Annotated in this window: 15 protein-coding genes; 10 read left to right on the top strand and 5 right to left on the bottom strand. The window is 52.3% G+C overall.

The window, feature by feature from the left end; all coding sequences use genetic code 11:
* The first annotated feature begins 189 nt into the window (after positions 1 to 189).
* The 5 genes from EKM83_RS02430 (at position 190) to EKM83_RS02410 (ending at position 3,264) form a co-directional block, all read left to right on the top strand.
* The gene (locus EKM83_RS02430; protein WP_125575052.1) at positions 190 to 759 is read left to right on the top strand and encodes a TetR/AcrR family transcriptional regulator; all 570 of its coding nucleotides are present in this window, start codon (positions 190 to 192) and stop codon (positions 757 to 759) included.
* A gap of 100 nt (positions 760 to 859) precedes the next feature.
* The gene (locus EKM83_RS02425) at positions 860 to 1,279 is read left to right on the top strand and encodes a MerR family transcriptional regulator (protein ID WP_125575051.1); all 420 of its coding nucleotides are present in this window, start codon (positions 860 to 862) and stop codon (positions 1,277 to 1,279) included.
* Between the two features lie 14 nt (positions 1,280 to 1,293).
* A complete protein-coding gene (locus tag EKM83_RS02420) occupies positions 1,294 to 1,704 on the top strand; it encodes a cupin domain-containing protein (protein WP_125575050.1) in 411 nt (136 codons plus the stop codon).
* Between the two features lie 12 nt (positions 1,705 to 1,716).
* Positions 1,717 to 2,052, top strand: coding sequence for a carboxymuconolactone decarboxylase family protein (locus tag EKM83_RS02415; protein WP_125575049.1), 336 nt, complete (start codon positions 1,717 to 1,719; stop codon positions 2,050 to 2,052).
* A gap of 93 nt (positions 2,053 to 2,145) precedes the next feature.
* A complete protein-coding gene (locus EKM83_RS02410; protein WP_125575048.1) occupies positions 2,146 to 3,264 on the top strand; it encodes a glycosyl hydrolase family 8 in 1,119 nt (372 codons plus the stop codon).
* Between the two features lie 88 nt (positions 3,265 to 3,352).
* Here EKM83_RS02410 and EKM83_RS02405 read toward each other — a convergent pair whose 3' ends face one another.
* The 4 genes from EKM83_RS02405 to EKM83_RS02390 all read right to left on the bottom strand — a co-directional run bounded on the left by EKM83_RS02405 (position 3,353) and on the right by EKM83_RS02390 (position 8,436).
* Positions 3,353 to 4,681, bottom strand: coding sequence for an Nramp family divalent metal transporter (locus tag EKM83_RS02405; RefSeq protein ID WP_164505566.1), 1,329 nt, complete (start codon positions 4,679 to 4,681; stop codon positions 3,353 to 3,355).
* A complete protein-coding gene (hemH, locus tag EKM83_RS02400; RefSeq protein ID WP_125575046.1) occupies positions 4,674 to 5,627 on the bottom strand; it encodes a ferrochelatase in 954 nt (317 codons plus the stop codon). The genes EKM83_RS02405 and hemH overlap by 8 nt, the downstream gene beginning before the upstream one ends.
* 793 nt (positions 5,628 to 6,420) lie before the next feature.
* On the bottom strand, positions 6,421 to 7,362 hold the full coding sequence (locus tag EKM83_RS02395; RefSeq protein WP_125575045.1) for a GH25 family lysozyme: 942 nt from the start codon (positions 7,360 to 7,362) through the stop codon (positions 6,421 to 6,423).
* A 144-nt stretch (positions 7,363 to 7,506) separates the two neighbouring features.
* On the bottom strand, positions 7,507 to 8,436 hold the full coding sequence (locus EKM83_RS02390; protein ID WP_125575044.1) for a matrixin family metalloprotease: 930 nt from the start codon (positions 8,434 to 8,436) through the stop codon (positions 7,507 to 7,509).
* Between the two features lie 219 nt (positions 8,437 to 8,655).
* Between EKM83_RS02390 and EKM83_RS02385 the strand changes: the two genes are divergently transcribed.
* The 5 genes from EKM83_RS02385 (at position 8,656) to EKM83_RS02365 (ending at position 15,445) form a co-directional block, all read left to right on the top strand.
* The gene (locus EKM83_RS02385) at positions 8,656 to 9,216 is read left to right on the top strand and encodes a DNA-3-methyladenine glycosylase I (protein WP_125575043.1); all 561 of its coding nucleotides are present in this window, start codon (positions 8,656 to 8,658) and stop codon (positions 9,214 to 9,216) included.
* A 15-nt stretch (positions 9,217 to 9,231) separates the two neighbouring features.
* Positions 9,232 to 10,368: an exonuclease SbcCD subunit D gene (locus EKM83_RS02380; protein WP_125575042.1), complete on the top strand. Its 1,137-nt coding sequence runs from the start codon at positions 9,232 to 9,234 to the stop codon at positions 10,366 to 10,368.
* Positions 10,365 to 13,514 (top strand): AAA family ATPase, encoded by a 3,150-nt coding sequence (locus EKM83_RS02375; RefSeq protein WP_125575041.1) that lies wholly within the window; start codon positions 10,365 to 10,367, stop codon positions 13,512 to 13,514. The genes EKM83_RS02380 and EKM83_RS02375 overlap by 4 nt, the downstream gene beginning before the upstream one ends.
* Before the next feature lie 487 nt (positions 13,515 to 14,001).
* On the top strand, positions 14,002 to 14,985 hold the full coding sequence (locus EKM83_RS02370; protein WP_125575040.1) for a choloylglycine hydrolase family protein: 984 nt from the start codon (positions 14,002 to 14,004) through the stop codon (positions 14,983 to 14,985).
* Between the two features lie 10 nt (positions 14,986 to 14,995).
* The gene (locus EKM83_RS02365) at positions 14,996 to 15,445 is read left to right on the top strand and encodes a GNAT family N-acetyltransferase (RefSeq protein ID WP_125575039.1); all 450 of its coding nucleotides are present in this window, start codon (positions 14,996 to 14,998) and stop codon (positions 15,443 to 15,445) included.
* A gap of 66 nt (positions 15,446 to 15,511) precedes the next feature.
* On the opposite strand, the gene EKM83_RS02360 is transcribed toward EKM83_RS02365, so the two are convergent.
* Positions 15,512 to 17,767 carry a glycoside hydrolase family 3 C-terminal domain-containing protein gene (locus EKM83_RS02360; RefSeq protein WP_125575038.1) on the bottom strand — a complete coding sequence of 752 codons (2,256 nt, stop codon included), beginning with the start codon at positions 17,765 to 17,767 and terminating at the stop codon, positions 15,512 to 15,514.
* Between the last annotated feature and the right edge of the window lie 218 nt (positions 17,768 to 17,985).

The raw sequence follows: 17,985 nt of genomic DNA, 5'->3' as shown, positions 1-17,985 counted from the left end.
ATAAATATATTTGTAACGGGATTAACTATCCTTGCTGATGATTATATGCTATGATGGTCGCTGAAGCAAGTAAAATCTTTCCCGAATTTATCGGTATGCTGTGGGTCGGTAGTCGTCACCGTTGGCCAGTTTATTTCGCCGGCCGTTCACGGTATAATAACCTCAAGATGTTAGAGGGGGAGAACAATAATGGTAAAACGACGGACATTATCGCGAGAACAAGTCTTGGATCAGGCCAACGACATCATTGCCAGTGAGGGGCTGAGTCACCTGACGATTCGCGCGTTGGCGGGGCGACTCGACGTGCGGCCCCAGTCTGTTTATAACTATGTTGACAGTTTAAATGATTTGCTGGACCAAGTAGGGGTCACCTTTGTCAATGAGATTGCGGATCGCTTGATGCGGCGGTTAGTCGGGGTTGCTGGAAAGGAAGCACTCTGGGTCTTTGCCCAGGAATTCCGGGCAGGCTGCAAGCAGCAACAGCATTTAGCACCATTGTTACTGAATCCCAATGACTTGCAGCAATTGACCGCTACGCACCAGGCGCTGGTCGACCTGTATCAACAGATGTTCAAGAGCCTACATTTAGATGAAGCCGGCAACACGGCCTTGGTGGAGTCCACGCTGTATCGGTCGGCGCTATTTGGCTTCATCGTTCAAGAAATTGGCGGCTTTTTGCGGTTGCCAGCTCGGAAGGTCGATCAGCGGTTTGACCAAACCATGCAGTTGGCCATCGACCAATTTACCACCATTGAATAAGTCATTCGCCAATAATCAAATTTTTTAGTCATTTTCGCTTGCCTTAGAGTGCACTTGAAGGTGTTTACTAGTCTTGTTAGCAAGTAGAGGAGGGTCAGCAATGGCAGAGCAGCATTATCGTATTGGGGAGTTCGCCAAGTTGGTGGGCTTGTCTTCGTACACGTTACGGTATTATGAAGATCAGGGCTTGATTCGGCCCCAACGAGATGGCAACGGCGTGCGTTACTACACGACGCAAGACATCCGGTGGGTCGGGTTCATCTTACATCTCAAAGGGACCGGCATGCGACTAAACGAGCTGAAACGATACGTGCGCTTGCGGGCCGCCGGTGACAGCACCATCGCGGAACGCCGGGCAATGCTCCAGCAGGTCAAGGTGGATGCCGAGGCCGATATTGCTGAATTGCAGATGCATTTACAAGTCTTAGGACACAAGATCGACTGGTACGATGGTAAAATTGATCACTCGATTCCAGATGCTGAGAGCTTCCACGACTACTTGCAAAAATTTCAAGACTAAAGAGGCTAAAAAATATGGCAAGGAATGAAAATGTGAAAAATGGCGTCATCTTCCCAGTTGGCGAAAAAAACGTGGCTTACCAAGATGTCTTCACGGGTCAAAGCTACTTACAGGGCCTGGTCAATGACCCCGATGTCAGTGTTGGTGTGGGTAATGTGACCTTTGAACCGGGGTGCCGGAACAACTGGCACATTCACCACAATGGGTTCCAAATCCTGCTGGTCACGGGTGGCGAAGGCTGGTATCAAGAAGCTAGTCAACCCGCACGCCGGCTTCATCCTGGCGATGTGGTCGTGACTAAGGACGGCGTTAAGCATTGGCACGGTGCCACCAAGGATAGTTGGTTTAGCCACGTCGCCATTACGGCGGGTACTCCAGAATGGTTGGAACCAGTGGATGACGCCCATTACGACGCGTTGGATTAGGAGGTTAGCACGATGGCGAAAAAACAAACTGCTGGTCGGGACAACTTAGGTGATTTTGCGCCCAAGTTTGCTGAACTCAATGACGATGTCTTATTCGGTCAAGTCTGGTCACGCGAGGATAAATTATCCGCGCACCAACGAAGTTTGATTACGATTTCTGCATTGATTTCTGCGGGCAACTTTGAACAACTTCCAGCACATCTGAAGATTGGCAAGGGCAACGGCATCACCAAGGACGAGATTGCCGAAGTTATTACCCACTTATCCTTCTACGTGGGTTGGCCTAAAGCGTGGTCTGCCTTCAATATTGCCAAGGAAATCTTCACGGATGAGGCAAAAACTAAATAGCAACGTTATTCCAGGATTGTGGCGGTGGTCACAGTCCTTTTTATTTCAGTGCGCGGTATAATGAACGTATGAATAGCGAAAGGAGTTACCAGTATGCATTTACATAAATTAATCGTTGGTATGGCGGTGTTGTGTGGCTTGACGGTTGGCGGCTTAGCGCTGTCCCAACCGATGTCGGCGCACGCGGCGTCTGCCACCACGCTGTATAAGCAGTGGCGGAAGGCTTATGTGGGCGGCAAGACCCAAAAGTATGTCAAGTCCAACAACGGCCAAGGAGCCACGACCGCTTTATCTGAGGGCCAGGGTTACGGCATGTTAGCGGCCGTATTGGCGGCTAAGAAGGGCGTCAATACGCGGAGCACGTTTAACCAGTTCTACAAATACTACCGTGCTCACCGGGTATCCAGCAAGGTCCCGTTGATGCAGTGGCAACAGACCAAGCGTGGCGGCAAGCTGACCAGTACCGGCCAGCAGCGAAATTCGGCGACCGATGGAGATTTGGACATTGCCTATGCGTTGATTTTAGCCGACAAGAAGTGGGGTAGTAAAAAGGTCAATTACAAGGCGGCCGCCAAGAAGCTTTTGAAGGCCATCAAGCAAAAGGAAATCAACCCGACGACCTTACTGCCAACTATGGGTAATTGGGCCACGAGTGCTTATGACCGCAGTAAGTTGCGGACGGCGGATTTGATGACGGGGTACTTCAAGACGTTTGCGAAATACACCCACGATAGCTTCTGGAACAAGGTGGCTAAACGCAGTCAAACCGCAGTTAAGAAGCTGAGTGCGCGGCACAAGACGGGCTTGTTTCCAGACTTCATTTTCGTGACAGGTAAGAGCCTGAAGCTCAAGGCCGTGCAGCCGTATGCCATTGAATCGGGCACGGATAATCAAGTTGGCTACAATGCTTGCCGGGTGCCGTGGCGGTTAGCCCAGACTTATAAGATCAAACATGACAGCGTGACCAAAAAAGCGCTGCTCAAGCAACTGACCTTCTACAACCGGAAGGCCAAGATCAAGGCGGTCTACACGCTCGGCGGCAAAGCGGTCAACACCTACGAGAACACCGCGTTTACCGCGCCGGTCAACTACGCGGCGCGCGTGATGAAGCGCACGTCCCTGAAAAAGAAGACGGCTAAGCAACTGCCAAAATCGATTGAAAAGAAGAATTATTTCTCAGCGACTTTGCAAGTGGTCACAGCGTTGGGATAGACGCAACCGGCTACCCGTTTCACTGAGTTAAAATGCCATATAAAAGCGCGTTTGGACAAATGGCCCAGACGCGCTTTTGTATGGCATTTTAAGAAAAAACAGAGAGTAATAATTGCAGGTTAAACACGGTGATCACCGCCGTCAAGCCGTACCCGATGACTGCGATTGCGCGGCGGTTGACGTGGTTGCCCATTAGCGGCGACTGGTCCGTCAAATGAATCAGTGGGAAAAGGGTGAATGGCAACGCAATGCTCAAGACCACCTGAGCGTAGACGATGAGGCTTTCAAAGGTGTGGTCGTTAAAGCCGACCGCCCAGCCAATCAAGATGATGGGCACTAGCGTTACGAAACGTGTCAGCAGGCGCCGTTGCCACAAGGGTAAGCGAATGTGGATGTAGCCTTCCATCACGATTTGTCCGGACAGGGTGCTGGTGATGGACGAAATCAGCCCGGTGATCAAGAGGGCCAACGCGAACAACCAACTCATGAGCGGACTAGCCAACGTGCCGACGATGGCGCTATTTTTCAGGCCCTGGTAGACGGCCTGCAGACTGGAAAGTTGGCCCGTTTTGCCAAAGAATAGCGTGCCGCCGAGAATCAAGAGTAAGGCGTTAATGATCAGAGCCGCAATCAAATGGACGGTAGAATCCCAGCGGGCGAACCGCAACGCCTCGGTGACTTGCGCCGGGTCGTGCTCGTCGTAGCGCCGACTTTGGGCGAGGGCCGAATGTAAGTAAAGGTTGTGGGGCATGATGGTCGCGCCGATAATGCCGACGCTGAGAATCAATTTTTCATGATTGGTCAGGAGGCTGAGCGAAGGGACCAAACCGCGAGCAATCGCACTCGGCACGGGTTGGGCGCGCCAGACCTCGATGGCAAAGATCAGCCCCACGGTGAGAATCGCCACCAACACGATGAATTCGATGCGCCGAATGCCGAAGTGCAAAAACAACAGGACAATCAGCACGTCGGCCACTGTCAGTAGGATGCCGTAGACCAGCGGCAAGCCAAAGAGTAATTTCAAGGCGATGGCCGTGCCCACGACCCCGGTCAGATCGGTCGCCATCATCGCCACCTCATTGAGCAGCCACAGCGTGATACGCACGGGTGTGGGAACCTGGGCCGCGATTGCTTGAGCCAAATCTTGACGGGCCACGACGCCGAGCTTGATGGCCAAATCCTGCATGAACATCGCGACTAAAATCGCCATGACCAGGACTGCCAACAGTTGATAGCGATACTGGCTGCCCCCCGCCAGCGACGTCAACCAATTGCCGGGGTCCATATAGCCAATAGCCACCAACGCACCGGGCCCGCTATAAGCGAGAAATTTCTGGAAAAATGACGTCTCATAGACGCTAGGTACCGGCACGCTACGATTGACTTCATCCAAACTGGGCCGCGTGGGTTCAGGCATGGGCATCACCCACTTGAGTGAGTCGCTGTTGCGCTAAATCAGCGAGAAACCGGCTGAACCGCGGGTCGTCATTCATCGGCGGAACCAGCTGGAAATTGTCGCCGCCACTGGCCTTAAACGTTTGGTAGTTTTGAACGTAATCTTCTTCTAAGGTTTCCAGACAGTCGGCCACGAAAGACGGTGTCGCAATTAAGACGTTGCGTTTGCCTAGCTCGACTAGCTGCATCAGCGTGTTCTTCAAGTAAGGCTTCTGCCACGGCATCGGGCCGAACTTAGATTGATAGACCGTCTGGACCTTGTCGGCGGGCAAGTCGGGCAGACGGTCCAAAACGCCTTGTGTGGTGGCCTGACACTCCGTCGGGTAGGGGTCACCGTGACGAACCATGGCGCTAGGGATGCTGTGGTAACTGAATAAGACGGCATCGTAATCGGCCTGTTGATAGGCGTGCCAGACTTGATCCGCCAAGAGGTCGAGGTAGGCTGGCTGGTCGTAGAAATGGTGAACCGTGGTGACGGGTACACCAGTAGCTTGAGCCTGCTGAAAAATACCGCCATGCGTGCTTTGCGTGTACTGTGGGAAAAGCGGCAGTAAGACGATGTGATCGCAGGTTTGTGCTAACTGGGTTAACGCCGGTCCAATCGCGGGTTGGCCGTACGTCATGGCGTAGGCGACCTGCCAGTCTGGCAACAGTCGTTGAACTTGTTGCGCCATTCGTTGGGTGTACACAATCAGAGGTGAGCCTTCCTGGGTCCAAATATGTTGATAGAAGGTCGCCGAGCGCCAGGAACGAGTGGGCAAAATGATGCCGCGCAACAGTGGTTGCCATAGGGCAGGCGACATTTCAATCACGTTGCGGTCGCTGAGAAATTGGCGTAAGTATTGGCGCACGTCCGCCGTGGTGGGCGAAGCGGGTGAGCCTAAATTGACTAAGAGTAAACCGTTCATGAGAATTCCCCCAAGGGTTATGATTAAATTAATCTTAGCATAAATTAACCGCTTACAGAGTCACTCACTAAAGATTCTTTTGCGGAGATGGTGATACCTAAAGACAAGAAAGATAAGAATCAGCTAGAAGCATAGTCACCACGCGACTGATGGCGAAAAAATCAATCGTTTACAGCTTCGTAGTGAGGACTGGTCGCCTACCGTCCACCAACTATGGGTTGGAACGCAGTGGGCGGACCGGACCGAGCCTGAAAAACGGTCTCGGCCTCGTTTTGAGCCGAAGGTCGCGTCTCAAAGACGCCAGTTGTCTAAGCGGCATGAATCACGCCGCTAAAACAACTCCCACGGCTGAACCCATAGTTGGCGGACTCTCGGCTGCAGAAGTGCTTGCCAGTAAAAGTCGGCTTAGCCCTAGACGGCAGCTATTCTAGCGGTTGATTCCTAACACAGTGTTATTGATAATCACCAACCCGCCGGAGACAGCCAGAGATGGAGCCAGCTGTGTCGACGGTGTTGGCTGAGGTCTTTTCTCAGCCTACAGCGTGGGGCGACTTTGGAGACTGACTGATTTTGTCAGGCTTCAAAGCGAACTGGAAGCCCGCCCTTTGGCTGGAGGTGTCCCTCATAGCAGGCGGAATTTCTGGCTGACGCAGGCTCCTGGTTTGACTAAGTTTATATGGACAGGATACTGTCGTTTCGGGTGTTAACGCGTAAATGTTACTTTCAATCTTTAGGTGATACGAAAAAAGGACCGCAACCGAAGTCGCTGTCCTTAAAACAGTTAAATTTAATTTTAGTAAGTCGTCACGAATGCCTTGTTAGCAGTCACGTACTTGCCGTTGTTCAATTGGAAACGGTAAGCGTTCTTGCTGTTCTTGGTGATGGCTTTGACCGCAACCTTCTTACCGGCAGTCAATTTGGTGCTTCGCTTGTTCTTTGTGAACAACGTGCTGTTGTATTCATAAACGTTCTTGTCGATCTTGATGCCAGTCACGTTTTTCACACTACTGTAGTAGCTAGGCGTAGTATGGGCGGCACCGGCGAACCAGCTCTTGACCACGGAATTGTTTTGAATCTTGTTCAAGTCAACGTTACCGCTGATACCGGAGACCCGTCCCGTACTGGTGTATTGCCACAAGTCGATGGACGTACCAGAAACCTTAGGCTTAGTGGAACTGTACTTGGCGATCCAAGAACCGTCAAATTTAGAGAAGTCCAAGTTATGTGAGTTGGCGTAATATTCACCAGCATACATGATCAAAGGCTTATCCGTTAAGCTCCGCATGGTCTTCAACCAGGCATTAACGTAAGTTTGTTCGGACTTAGTGGCACTTGGCATCCGCTTTTCTTCATCCAAAGCGAAGAACTTCGTGTGCGCGTTACTCCGCTTGTAGAAGTCCTTGGCTTCTTGCTTGGCATCCTTCACACTCGTGAATTCGGCAAACATGTATTGGCCGAATGGCACGCCCGCCTTGTAGGCACCGTTGGCGTTGACGTTACGCTTGCTGTCGACCATGTAGCCAGCGTCGCCCTTGCTCCCGTGTTGTACACGAATGATGGCGTACTTTAAGTCCTTGGACGCCTTGTTCCAGTTGATATTTCCTTGGTATTGAGAAACATCCGCAACTTTGTTACCGGCTGCTTGTGCGCTAGTTGTGCTCAAACCGATACCCACGGCCAAAACAGCAGCTGCAGCGGCCAAACCGGCCCCTAATTTATGAAACTTAATTTGCATGAATGATATCCTCCTCAGTCTTTGGGTCCATTGTACACGGTCTGACTTGCGAGGAGGTTACGGACAATTTACAATTGATTACAGTTCGATTGCAGAAAAAAAGTTGCCAACGAGAAAACGATTGGCAACTTTTTACGGAGTTGATCAGTGAACAGCCACATAAATTTTAAGCGCGAGTTTGGCGCGATTCTTATCGGTCTTGGTCACTGGTGTGTATTTGGACAGACCAGCTTTGACTTTCTTGTAGCTGTAAACGTTGCTACTACCGCTTTCAAAGTACATTAAATCTTTCTTATTCGGTGAATGATTAAGTCCCATCACGTGCCCCAGTTCATGGGCGATCGTGCTGGCGTATTCGTACATGCGGCCTTCGTTGGCGAGCTTATTCTTCACCAGAGTCACGTCTTTTTTCAAAACGGCGTATTCTGGTAAACTCGTCTCGACCTTACCGGCTTCCTGATTGAACAGTGTCTGGTACTCGTTGTCGTCGGCAGAGATACCTTCAGCCATCAGGTTAGCCTTGGCCTTCGCTTCAATCTTCCCAGCGTATTGCTTGTAAAAGGCGTCGTTGAGCTGATTGGTCATGGCCACGCCGATATTTTGCTTTTCGGCGGTGTAAAATGATTGCCGAATCTGTAACTGCTTCTTAGCAGGCGTCCACCACGCGTCACTTTGATCACTCTTGGTAGGGGTGGTCTTGGAGACGGAGAACGTCAGATTGTGCTTTTTCTTGGTGCCGACAGTAAATTCTTTCTTGCCCAGCTTCTTGTTCCAGTAAGCCATCGCGGTGGTAACACTCTTCTTGAGCGTCTTATCCTTGGTGTTCACGTACACCGTGGTCTTGCCGTTTTTCTTCAAGGCGGTCTGTGCATCATAAGCTAACTTGTATTTCTTGCCCAGCGTCTTGGCGTGCTTTTGATAGTAGCCCTTGGATTTTTTGAGCAATGCACTAGACGGGGTCACACTGGCAGCTGAAGCCGTGATGGTGCTAGTGGTGATGGCGGGTGCCACGATTAAGGCTGCCGCAACGGCCGTAATCAGTGAGCGCGCCTTGAGATGGTGTGTTCTACGCATGATGATAACCTCCTCTATTCCCCAAAACATGTCATGTTTACAATAGCATAGGCCATTAGTTGCGTAGGGTCAAGCAAAATTAATTGAGGAAATATCAGATGAATAAACCACTGATTGCGGCATTGGTGTCGCTTTCATAAAATAATAAATCGAACGTTTGTTTGGTCTTTGAATTGGAATCTGGTATAGTAGATTTAACAGAAAATGGGAGGAATCGTCATGGTTAAACGATGTGATTGGGCAACGGGTTCACCGGTGATGGAACGGTATCACGATGAAGAATGGTGTCGGCCGCAACACGATTTACAGAAGATCTTTGAGCTACTCTGCCTAGAGACCTATCAGGCTGGGTTGAGCTGGCAAACGGTACTGAATAAGCGCGCTGCTTTTCGCCGGGACTTTTACGATTTTGATATCGCCAAAGTCGCGGCCATGACCCCCGCAGACATTGCACGCTTGTTGACTGACCCTGAGATCATTCGTAATCGGCGGAAGCTCGAAGCCACGGTCAACAACGCCCAGGTCATTTTAAATTGGCCGGCTGGTCCTGACTTTGCGACGTGGCTGTGGGCCTTTGTCGGTGGGCAACCAATCCGCCACGCCATTCAGTCGGCTGATCAGATGCCGGCAACGACGGATCTGGCACAGCATATTTCCCGAGAAATGAAGAAACGCGGCTTCAAGTTCGTGGGGCCCACCACCGTTTATTCCTTTCTGCAAGCGGTGGGTATGGTGAATGACCATTTGGTGAGTTGTGATTGGGCGCCAGAGAATAAGTAGAGAGAGGGCAGGACGATGCGATTTTTACATACAGCGGATTGGCATATTGGCAAAAAGCTTCACGGCTATGATTTGATTCCAGAACAAGAGGAGGCCTATCGGCAGATCAAGGCGATCGCGGTGGCCGAGCACGTGGATGCCATCGTGATTGCGGGCGACCTCTATGACCGCGCACTCCCCAGCGAACCGACCGTGACGGCATTGACGAAGATGCTGGTGGACTTGAACCGCCACGAGAAATTTCCGCTGCTGGCTATCAGTGGTAATCATGATTCCGGCGTGCGGTTGGGTTACGGGGCCGAGTGGTTTTCGAGCACCGACTTTTTCTTACGGACCAAATTAGCAGACGTCTTAAAACCAGTGACACTGGGCGATACGCAGTTCTTTTTACTGCCGTATTTTGAACCAATCGCTGCTCGAAAGTTCTTTGATGACGATAAGATTCGCACCGTCAATCAAGCGATGGAACGGTTAGTGGCGGCAATGCAGGAAAAATTTGCGCCAGACAAAAGACACGTCTTGATCGCCCATTTCTTTGCGGCCGGTAGTCAACATACAGATTCAGAAACGCAGGTTCAAGTAGGGGGCTTGAATGCCGTCCCCGTGGACTTACTGGCCCCATTTGACTACGTGGCGTTGGGACATTTACATCGTAAAGAGGCCTTGCAAAATGAACCGACTGTCAAATACAGTGGCTCACCGCTGAAATTTTCGACCAGTGAGGCTGCGGATACCAAAGGGGTGTGGATTGTGGATACCGACACGACACCGGTAACCGTGACCTTTAAGCCGTTGAAACCGTGGCATGACTTGGTCGTATTGGAAGATAGTTTTGATCACTTAATGGACCCCAATCACATTTACCCAGTGACGCCGGAGGACTTTATCGCCGTGAACCTGACGGACACCACGCCGATTACCAACGTGATGCAACGACTGAAGACCCGGTTTCCGCGGGTGATTGAGTTAAATCGGGTCAACCAATTGCTGGTGACACCAGAAACTTTGGACGTGCACCAGGTCCAACAAGACCCCGTGACGCTTCTGAGTGATTTCTTTGCCCAGGTCACGCAGCACGACTTGAGTGACCAGCAGTTGACTTGGGCCAAGCAGGCCTTACAGCGTGCGGAAAAGGAGGAGGAACAACAATGAGCCCAGTAACCTTACATCTGGAATATTTTGGTCCTTATCGGGATGCGACCATCGACTTCACCAAATTTGCCGCGACACCGTTGTTTTTGATTAGTGGCAAGACCGGGAGTGGCAAGACCACCATCTTTGACGGGATGTGCTATGCCCTGTTCAATCAGACCTCAGGCGTCGACCGCGAGGCCAAATCCATGCGTTCAGACTTTGCCACGATGACGGACACCACGCGGGTCACGTTTACCTTCACGCACCGCGAGCGGCGCTACGAAATTGTGCGCGAGCCTAGCCAAACGTTGGCCAAAAAGCGGGGAACTGGGGTCCACGAAGCCGCGGCTAGCGTGACGCTCACGGTTTTTGCTGGAGAAGATGAAGTGACCCAGCTGACCAAGGAAGGCCAGGTCCGCGATTACCTGCAAAATCTCTTGCAGATGGACGGCAAACAGTTTGCCCAAATCGTGTTGCTGCCTCAAGGCCAATTCCGGCGCTTTTTGATTGCGCCTAGCGAAGACAAGGCAGCGGTGTTGGAGCAACTGTTCAACACGACTATTTTTGCCCGGTGGACGGACCAACTAAAGCGCCAACTCAAGCAAAATGAGGCCGCCAATCGCCAGACTGCGGCGACCCAAGACCGGTTGCTCGGTGAATTGAAATGGACGCCAGCCAACCAGGCACACGCTCAAGATCTCCTGGCTAATCGACAAACGACTGAGATTCTGACCTTAATGGCTAGCCAACAGGCGACTACTAAACAAGAAGTTGCCACCGTGCAAAAGAAGCTACAAGCCGCTGATCAGGCCCACAGTGATTTGGTCCGCCAAGATGAACAAGAACGGCTATTCTTGCAAGACCAGCAGCAATTGGCTCAGCAGCGTACTGAACAACAGACGCTGGCCACGCAGGAACCGGCGATGGCGCAACTCAAGCAGCGAATCGCCGAGTTGGAGTGGACCCAACAACTCCAGCCGCAATGGCAGCAACGCCAACGGGCAACTCAAACCGTGGCCCAGCGGCAGACCCAGCAACAAACTGCCAAAGATCAGTTGAGTCAAGCCCAGGTCCAACTGGCGGCTGCCCAACAGGAGCAGACCCGTCAACAACCACTGGTGGCCAAGCTCAAGCAAGCCAATACCCAATTGGCCCAACAGCAGGCTTTGGTTCCGGTCTATCAACGTGTAGCTGACTTAAAACAGCAGCGTGAGCAAGCTCAGGTGGCGGTCCAACGGGCTACGGCGGAGGTGACGACTAGTCAAACCGCAGTCACAGAGAATCAAACGGCCCAAGTCCGGCGACAACAGGTCGTGGACCAACAGGCAACGATTTATGCCACCCAAAATACCTTGGCGCAGCAAAAAGCGACACTGGATCAACAGCAACAGCAGTTGACGACATTACAGGAGTTGACGAAAAATCAGGCGCAATTGACGACCCAGCAACAGGCGTTGACGATGCAGGCCAATGCGGCCGCTGCAACAGCGAAGCAACAACGCGCACTAGCTGAAGCGAAGAACCAAGAATTCTTGCGGAACCAAATCGTATTGTTAAGTGCGCAACTGACTGAGGGGAGTCCGTGTCCGGTCTGCGGGTCGGAACATCATCCCCATCCAGCGCCAACGACGGCGGCCGCAGACATTTCTGAAGATGAGGTCAAGCAACTAGCAGCGACGGCCCAGCAGCGCGAACAACAGGCGACTCAACTGGCAACTGAATGCAAAAATCAGCAAGAACGGGTCGCTGAGCAGCAAGCGACCATTCAGACTGGGTTGCGTGACCTCCAACAGGCGCTGGCCCAACCCGCAACGGCTACGCTAGCGCAACTGGCTAGTGTGCAGCAGGCGGCTGTGACAGCTTATCAACAAGCCATCGCTGAAAATAATCAGCAACTAGCGGACCTGCAGGCGGCGCAAACGGCCCTGGCCCAATTGAAAGCCGATGCGCAGTCTCTGGCGACACAGTTGACGCAGGCCACTGAAACGGCCAAGCAGCGGCAATCTGCGGCAGACCAGCTGACAACGGAACTTGCGACCGAGACCAAGCGGTTGCCGGCCGATGCCCCCACGGTCACGGATTTTGATCGGCAATTGGCGGCATTGCAACAACAAATCACCCAAGATCAGCAGACCTTAGACATGGCTAACCAAGCAGTTCAACAAGCACAACAGACCGTGGAAATCCGGCAGACACAGGTCACACAAGCCCAGCAGGAACTGGTAACGAGCCAACAGGAACTGGCCACGGCCCAAGCAGCGGTCCATCAACAGCTCTTGACCCAATTTCAAGCAGCCGGCGATGAGCAAGAACAACTGGTAACGACGGCTATCGCGGAATTGCCCACATTGGGCGCTAACCGTCAAACGCTACAAGACTTTCAACAGCACCAGGCCCAGTTGGCGACGTCAATCGCCACGCTGGTCAAGCGGACGCAAGGGCAGGCCGCGCCGCAACGTGAACAAACGCAGGCTAAATTGACGGCGGCTAAAGAACAAGTCACGGCACTGCAAGAACAGCAACGACAACGGCAGAACTTGGCTGAATACAACACGGAACGCGTCACCCAACTGGATCAGCTGGTGGCGGACCAAGCGGCTACCTTGAAGAAAACGCAAGAGCTTACGGAATTGAGTGGGGTCGTCAACGGGGATGGCCCGAACAGTAAACTGGGGTTGGAGCGCTACGTGTTGCAAACATATCTCCGCCAGATCTTGACCGTCGGCAATCACCGGCTGAAGCAGTTGACCAACGGCCGCTATCAGTTTGTGATCGACGAGGCGCAAGCTAATTCAAAGAAACGCTCTGGTTTGGAAATCAATGTCTATGATGACCACGTTGGCGAGCAACGCAGCGTGCACACGCTCTCTGGCGGGGAAAGTTTCATTGCCTCGTTAGCCCTGGCCTTGGCGTTAGGGGAAGTCATTCAGCAGACCACGGGGAGTGTCGACGTGGATGCACTCTTCATTGACGAAGGCTTTGGCTCACTGGATGAGGATGCTTTAATGACGGCCCTGGAATCACTAGAAACAATCGAGGGACAACACCGGATGATCGGAATCATTAGCCACGTGAGCGAGCTGCGTGATCAGGTCGAAAACCAGTTGCAAGTCATCGCCAACGGGAATGGCGAGAGTACGATTCGCTACCATGCTGCGGAGTGATGTTATTCCAGGCCAAAATAAAGAGACTGGAATGGTCGGTTCCAGTCCCTATTCCGGAAGGACGGCGGTCACCTGACACACGGCTAGCTAAAAGGCCTTGTGACTTGCCTTTTAGATTGGGGGTCTCATTGACATGATGCTGTCGTTTAACTGCGCCAGTGGAAAAGCTAACCCGCAACCGTCATTACCACGAGAAGCGACCTTCCTACCCGTAAGCATACCCGACCACTAGCAAAATAGATACCGGAAAAGCGTGAGATAGCACCAAAAGTGATGATTAAGTTGCTCAACTTAAAACGGTGAGTTAATTTTGCCCCACAATGGTCTTGCACACGCAAAATTAATGATGGTAATCGTTAAAATAACCCCTAAAACGGTTTATCGTAGGACTGAATTAACTGGTTATAGTTTCAATGATTATCCGTGCAAAATTGATTTTGAAGGGTTAGAATAATGAGTAACTAAATTAGAAACGGGATGATTTTCAATGTGTACGAGTTTAACTTACGAAAATAGTCAGGGCGACCATTTTCTGGCACGCACGATGGACTTTGCTTTTGAACTAGGTGGGCAACCAGTCTTCATGCCCCGCCACCAAAAGATTCAAGGAGATGCCGGCGACTTTACCACGAAGTACGGCTTTATCGGGGCTGGTCGGAATCTGAGCCACTACATGTTTGTGGATGGCGTGAATGAATTTGGCCTGGGAGTCGCTGCACTTTACTTCCCCCAATATGCGCAATACCAAAAGACGGCACCCGCCGATAAATTAGGTCTAGCGCCCCATGACGTGACGGCCTGGGCCCTGGGCAATGCCAAAAGCGTGGCCGACTTGCGGGAGTTGGTTAAACACATTCAGATCTTAGACGTACCGGTAGCGTTATTAGGGTTGACCACGCCGTTGCACTTTATTTTCAGTGACCCGACCGGGGATACCGCGGTACTGGAAGCTACCAGTGAAGACCTGCATTTGATCGACGACCCAGTGGGGGTCATGACGAACGCACCACAGCTGAGCTGGCATCTGCAAAACCTTAGCACGTATGGTACGATGCAAGCGGCGGAACGGCCGTTGCATGACTACATGGGCTTCTCACTGAAGACGCAAGGTCCGGGAACTGGGGCACTGGGACTACCCGGCGACTACACCTCACCATCACGCTTTGTCCGGACCGTTTACAACAAGCATTATAGCTTACCAACTACGGGGACGCCCAATACGTTGAACCTCTTACAACACCTTCTGGACAGCGTCACGATTCCTAAGGGCGTCAAACTAAAGGCCGATGGCACGAGTGACTACACCCAATACCGGGGCTACGCGAACTTGGACGAACGCTCTTACTTCATGGAACCGTATGATAATCAGGAGTTACAGGGCGTGCGATTGACTGATGAAATGCTGAACGATTGGGATACGCCCGTGGAATACCCCTTGGATCATCAGCCTCACGTCAAGTACGTGAACTAGCGAGAAACGTATGAGCGAATTTATCCAAAAATCATTTTCTGAGGTGACCACGACGGAGTTGCTCGAAATCTATCGGCTGCGGGTGGCAGTATTCGTGGTGGAGCAAGACTGTGCCTATCAGGAAGTAGACGATGCTGACCAGGTTGCCCAACACCTATTTCGGCAGGATGCAGCTGGACATGTGTTGGCCTATGCCCGGTTGATTCCAGAACCTCAGCAGGTTCGCATCGGGCGGGTCGTCGTGGCCCCGTCAGCGCGTCGGCATGGCGCGGGTCGCGAGTTGGTCATGACGGCGATTCAGGCGGCCCAGACGACTTATCCAGCAGCCCGGCGGATTGTGATTCAAGCGCAAGCCTATCTACAGCAGTTTTACGCCTCGCTGGGATTTCAACCGGTGAGTGACGTTTACCTGGAGACCGGGATTCCGCATTTAGATATGGTGTTGCCGCTAACGCAGTAAGACAAAAGCAGGCGCGACTACCAAGTAGCAAAATACTTGATGGTCACGCCTGCTTTTTAAGTAAATCTATTTCGTACGGTCGTTGGCAGCGGCAATAAAGTCAGCAATCAACGGTGCAGGACCGCCGAGCGCAATGACTGCGCGCAACGGCATGTTCAGAAACATTTGATCTTGAAGTAAGGCTAGATTACCTTTTTCGTCAGTGGCGGCTAAGAAGTTATTCGACCCCGCATACTTCGGTGCCAGGACGGTTGCTTGGAAGAGTGCCCGCAACCGCGGATCTTGGACAATCGTGGTCAAGTAGGTCTCCATGGTGACGGGGGCTGGTGAGTTCTTGAAGTCCATCGTCAGCTTGGTCTGGAGGCGAATGTCTCTTGAGGAATCGCCAATCATGATTTCGTAGTCGCCGGTATCGGCTTGCCAACGAGCCTTGCCCTCACACCACCAGCTGAAGTCGCGGCGGCTGAGCTTGAGAGTGACGGGCTGGGTTTCGCCTGGCGCCACGGCCACCTTGGTGAAGGCGCGCAGTTCCTTAGTCGGCATTGGTACGTGAGAGGCGTGGTTGGCCACATAGAGTTGCGGCACTGCTTGGCCCGGGCGGTCGCCGGTATTGGTTACCTCAAAGCTTACCGTGGCACCGTGCTCGTTTTCAGTGATGGCCAGGTTGGTGTATTCAAACGTGGTGTAGCTCAAGCCGTGGCCGAACGGGAACAGCACGTGCATTTCGTGGGTGTCGTAATACCGGTAGCCCATGAAGACGCCTTCAGTATAGCGTTCGTGATGTGGGTCTTGGCCAAAGGTCGGTGCCATCGGCGTATCGGTCAACCGCCGGGGGAAGGTCTCGGCCAAGTGACCGGAGGGATTGACAGCCCCGGTGATGATATCCCAAGTGGCTTCGCCGACCGCTTCACCAGCTAGGTAAGTTTCCACGACCGCGTCCACATTGTTGATCCAAGGCATTTCAACGGCAGAACCGTTTTGTAAAACGACAGTGACGTGTTCATTGACTTTGGCGAGGCTACCAATCAGTTCCCCTTGATTTTCAGGGAGCATCAGTGAGGTCTTGTCGAAGCCTTCTGACTCGGCGTTTTCGGGATAGCCAGCAAAAATGATGACGTGATCCGCTGACTTAGCGGCTTCCAGTGCGGCTTGCGCCAAGCTGTCGTCCGTTTCGCTTTGGTCTAAACGATACCCGGGGTAGTAGTTAGCCGTCAGTTCGCTGTCTTGCAGCGCCATCAGTGGGGTGACCAGGTTGGTCGGATTGACGTGCGAGCTACCGGAACCCTGATAGCGTGGTTGGTCGGCGAGTTCGCCAATCACGACGATATTGCCAGCGTCCTTGGCTGTCAGTGGTAATTCGTGATGTCGGTTCTTTAACAACACAATGCTGTCGTCAGCTAATTGCCGGGCAAATTTGTGGTGGGCGGCGTGGTCGTAAGTGCCGGGTTTGGCGGCTGGCAGCCAGTTTTCAATGATGTGCAGCAGGTGCCGAACGGCCTTGTTCAGCGTGCCTTCGTCCAGCTCGCCAGTTTCCACGGCCCGGATGATGCTGTCGACGGAAGCCTGACCTTGACCAGGCATTTCCAAATCAAGACCGGCGCGTAAGGCTTGGACGTTGTTGGCGACGGCCCCCCAGTCAGACATCACTGCGCCGTGGAAGCCCCATTCGTCACGTAAAATGCTGCGCAACAAGCGGCGATTCTGCGAGTTCAACGTGCCATTGATTTTGTTATAAGAGGTCATAACGGTTGCCGGCAGAGCGGACTTGACGATGATTTCAAAGGTCCGCAGATACAATTCACGCAAGGTCCGTTGGGACATATCGCTGGAAGCCGTGAAGCGTTGATTTTCCCGGTTGTTGGCGGCAAAATGTTTAACGGCGACCCCTACATGTTTGGATTGAACGCCTTGAACGTAGGCGCTGCCGAGCTCACCGGCCACTAGGGGGTCTTCAGACAGGTACTCGAAGTTGCGGCCGCCCAGTGGGGAGCGTTTCAAATTGACACCGGGACCTAACAACAGACTGATTTGTTCGGCGCGAGCCTCGTCTCCCAGGTGCTCGCCCAATTGGTGAAGTAGATCTTTATTCCACGAGCTGGCACTTAGCGCCGCCGCGGGATAGGTGATGGCTTGGACCGAGTCGTTGATGTTGGTGGTCCCTGAATCGGCGGTCTGTTTCCGTAAGCCGGAAGGGCCGTCCGTCATCATGAGAGCGGGGATGTCTAAGCGGTCAATGGCCGCGGTGTACCAACTCTTTTTTCCTGAAACCAAAGCGGCCTTCTCGGGTAACGTGAGTGCAGCTAGCGTTCGTTCGATGTCCATACGTTCAAATCCTTTCTACTAGTTAAACTTGTTTCCAGTATACCGTTTTCATCCCCGTTATGTTACCCTCTGTTGAGAATTTTGTGCCAGCAAAACTTATTCTTTGACAAATGGCTGGGTTTAGGTTAACTTTAATCTTGTGCAATTCACTTAATAACAAAAAATAAGTAAAGGAGGAAGATCACGATGATGACGAACGCTAGCCAAACTCAAGGACA

Source organism: Levilactobacillus angrenensis, assembly GCF_003946085.1.
In the GTDB taxonomy this organism is placed as follows: domain Bacteria; phylum Bacillota; class Bacilli; order Lactobacillales; family Lactobacillaceae; genus Levilactobacillus; species Levilactobacillus angrenensis.
The sequence above is the reverse complement of the archived record's forward strand: the minus strand, read 5'-3'. Positions and strand labels throughout refer to the sequence as shown.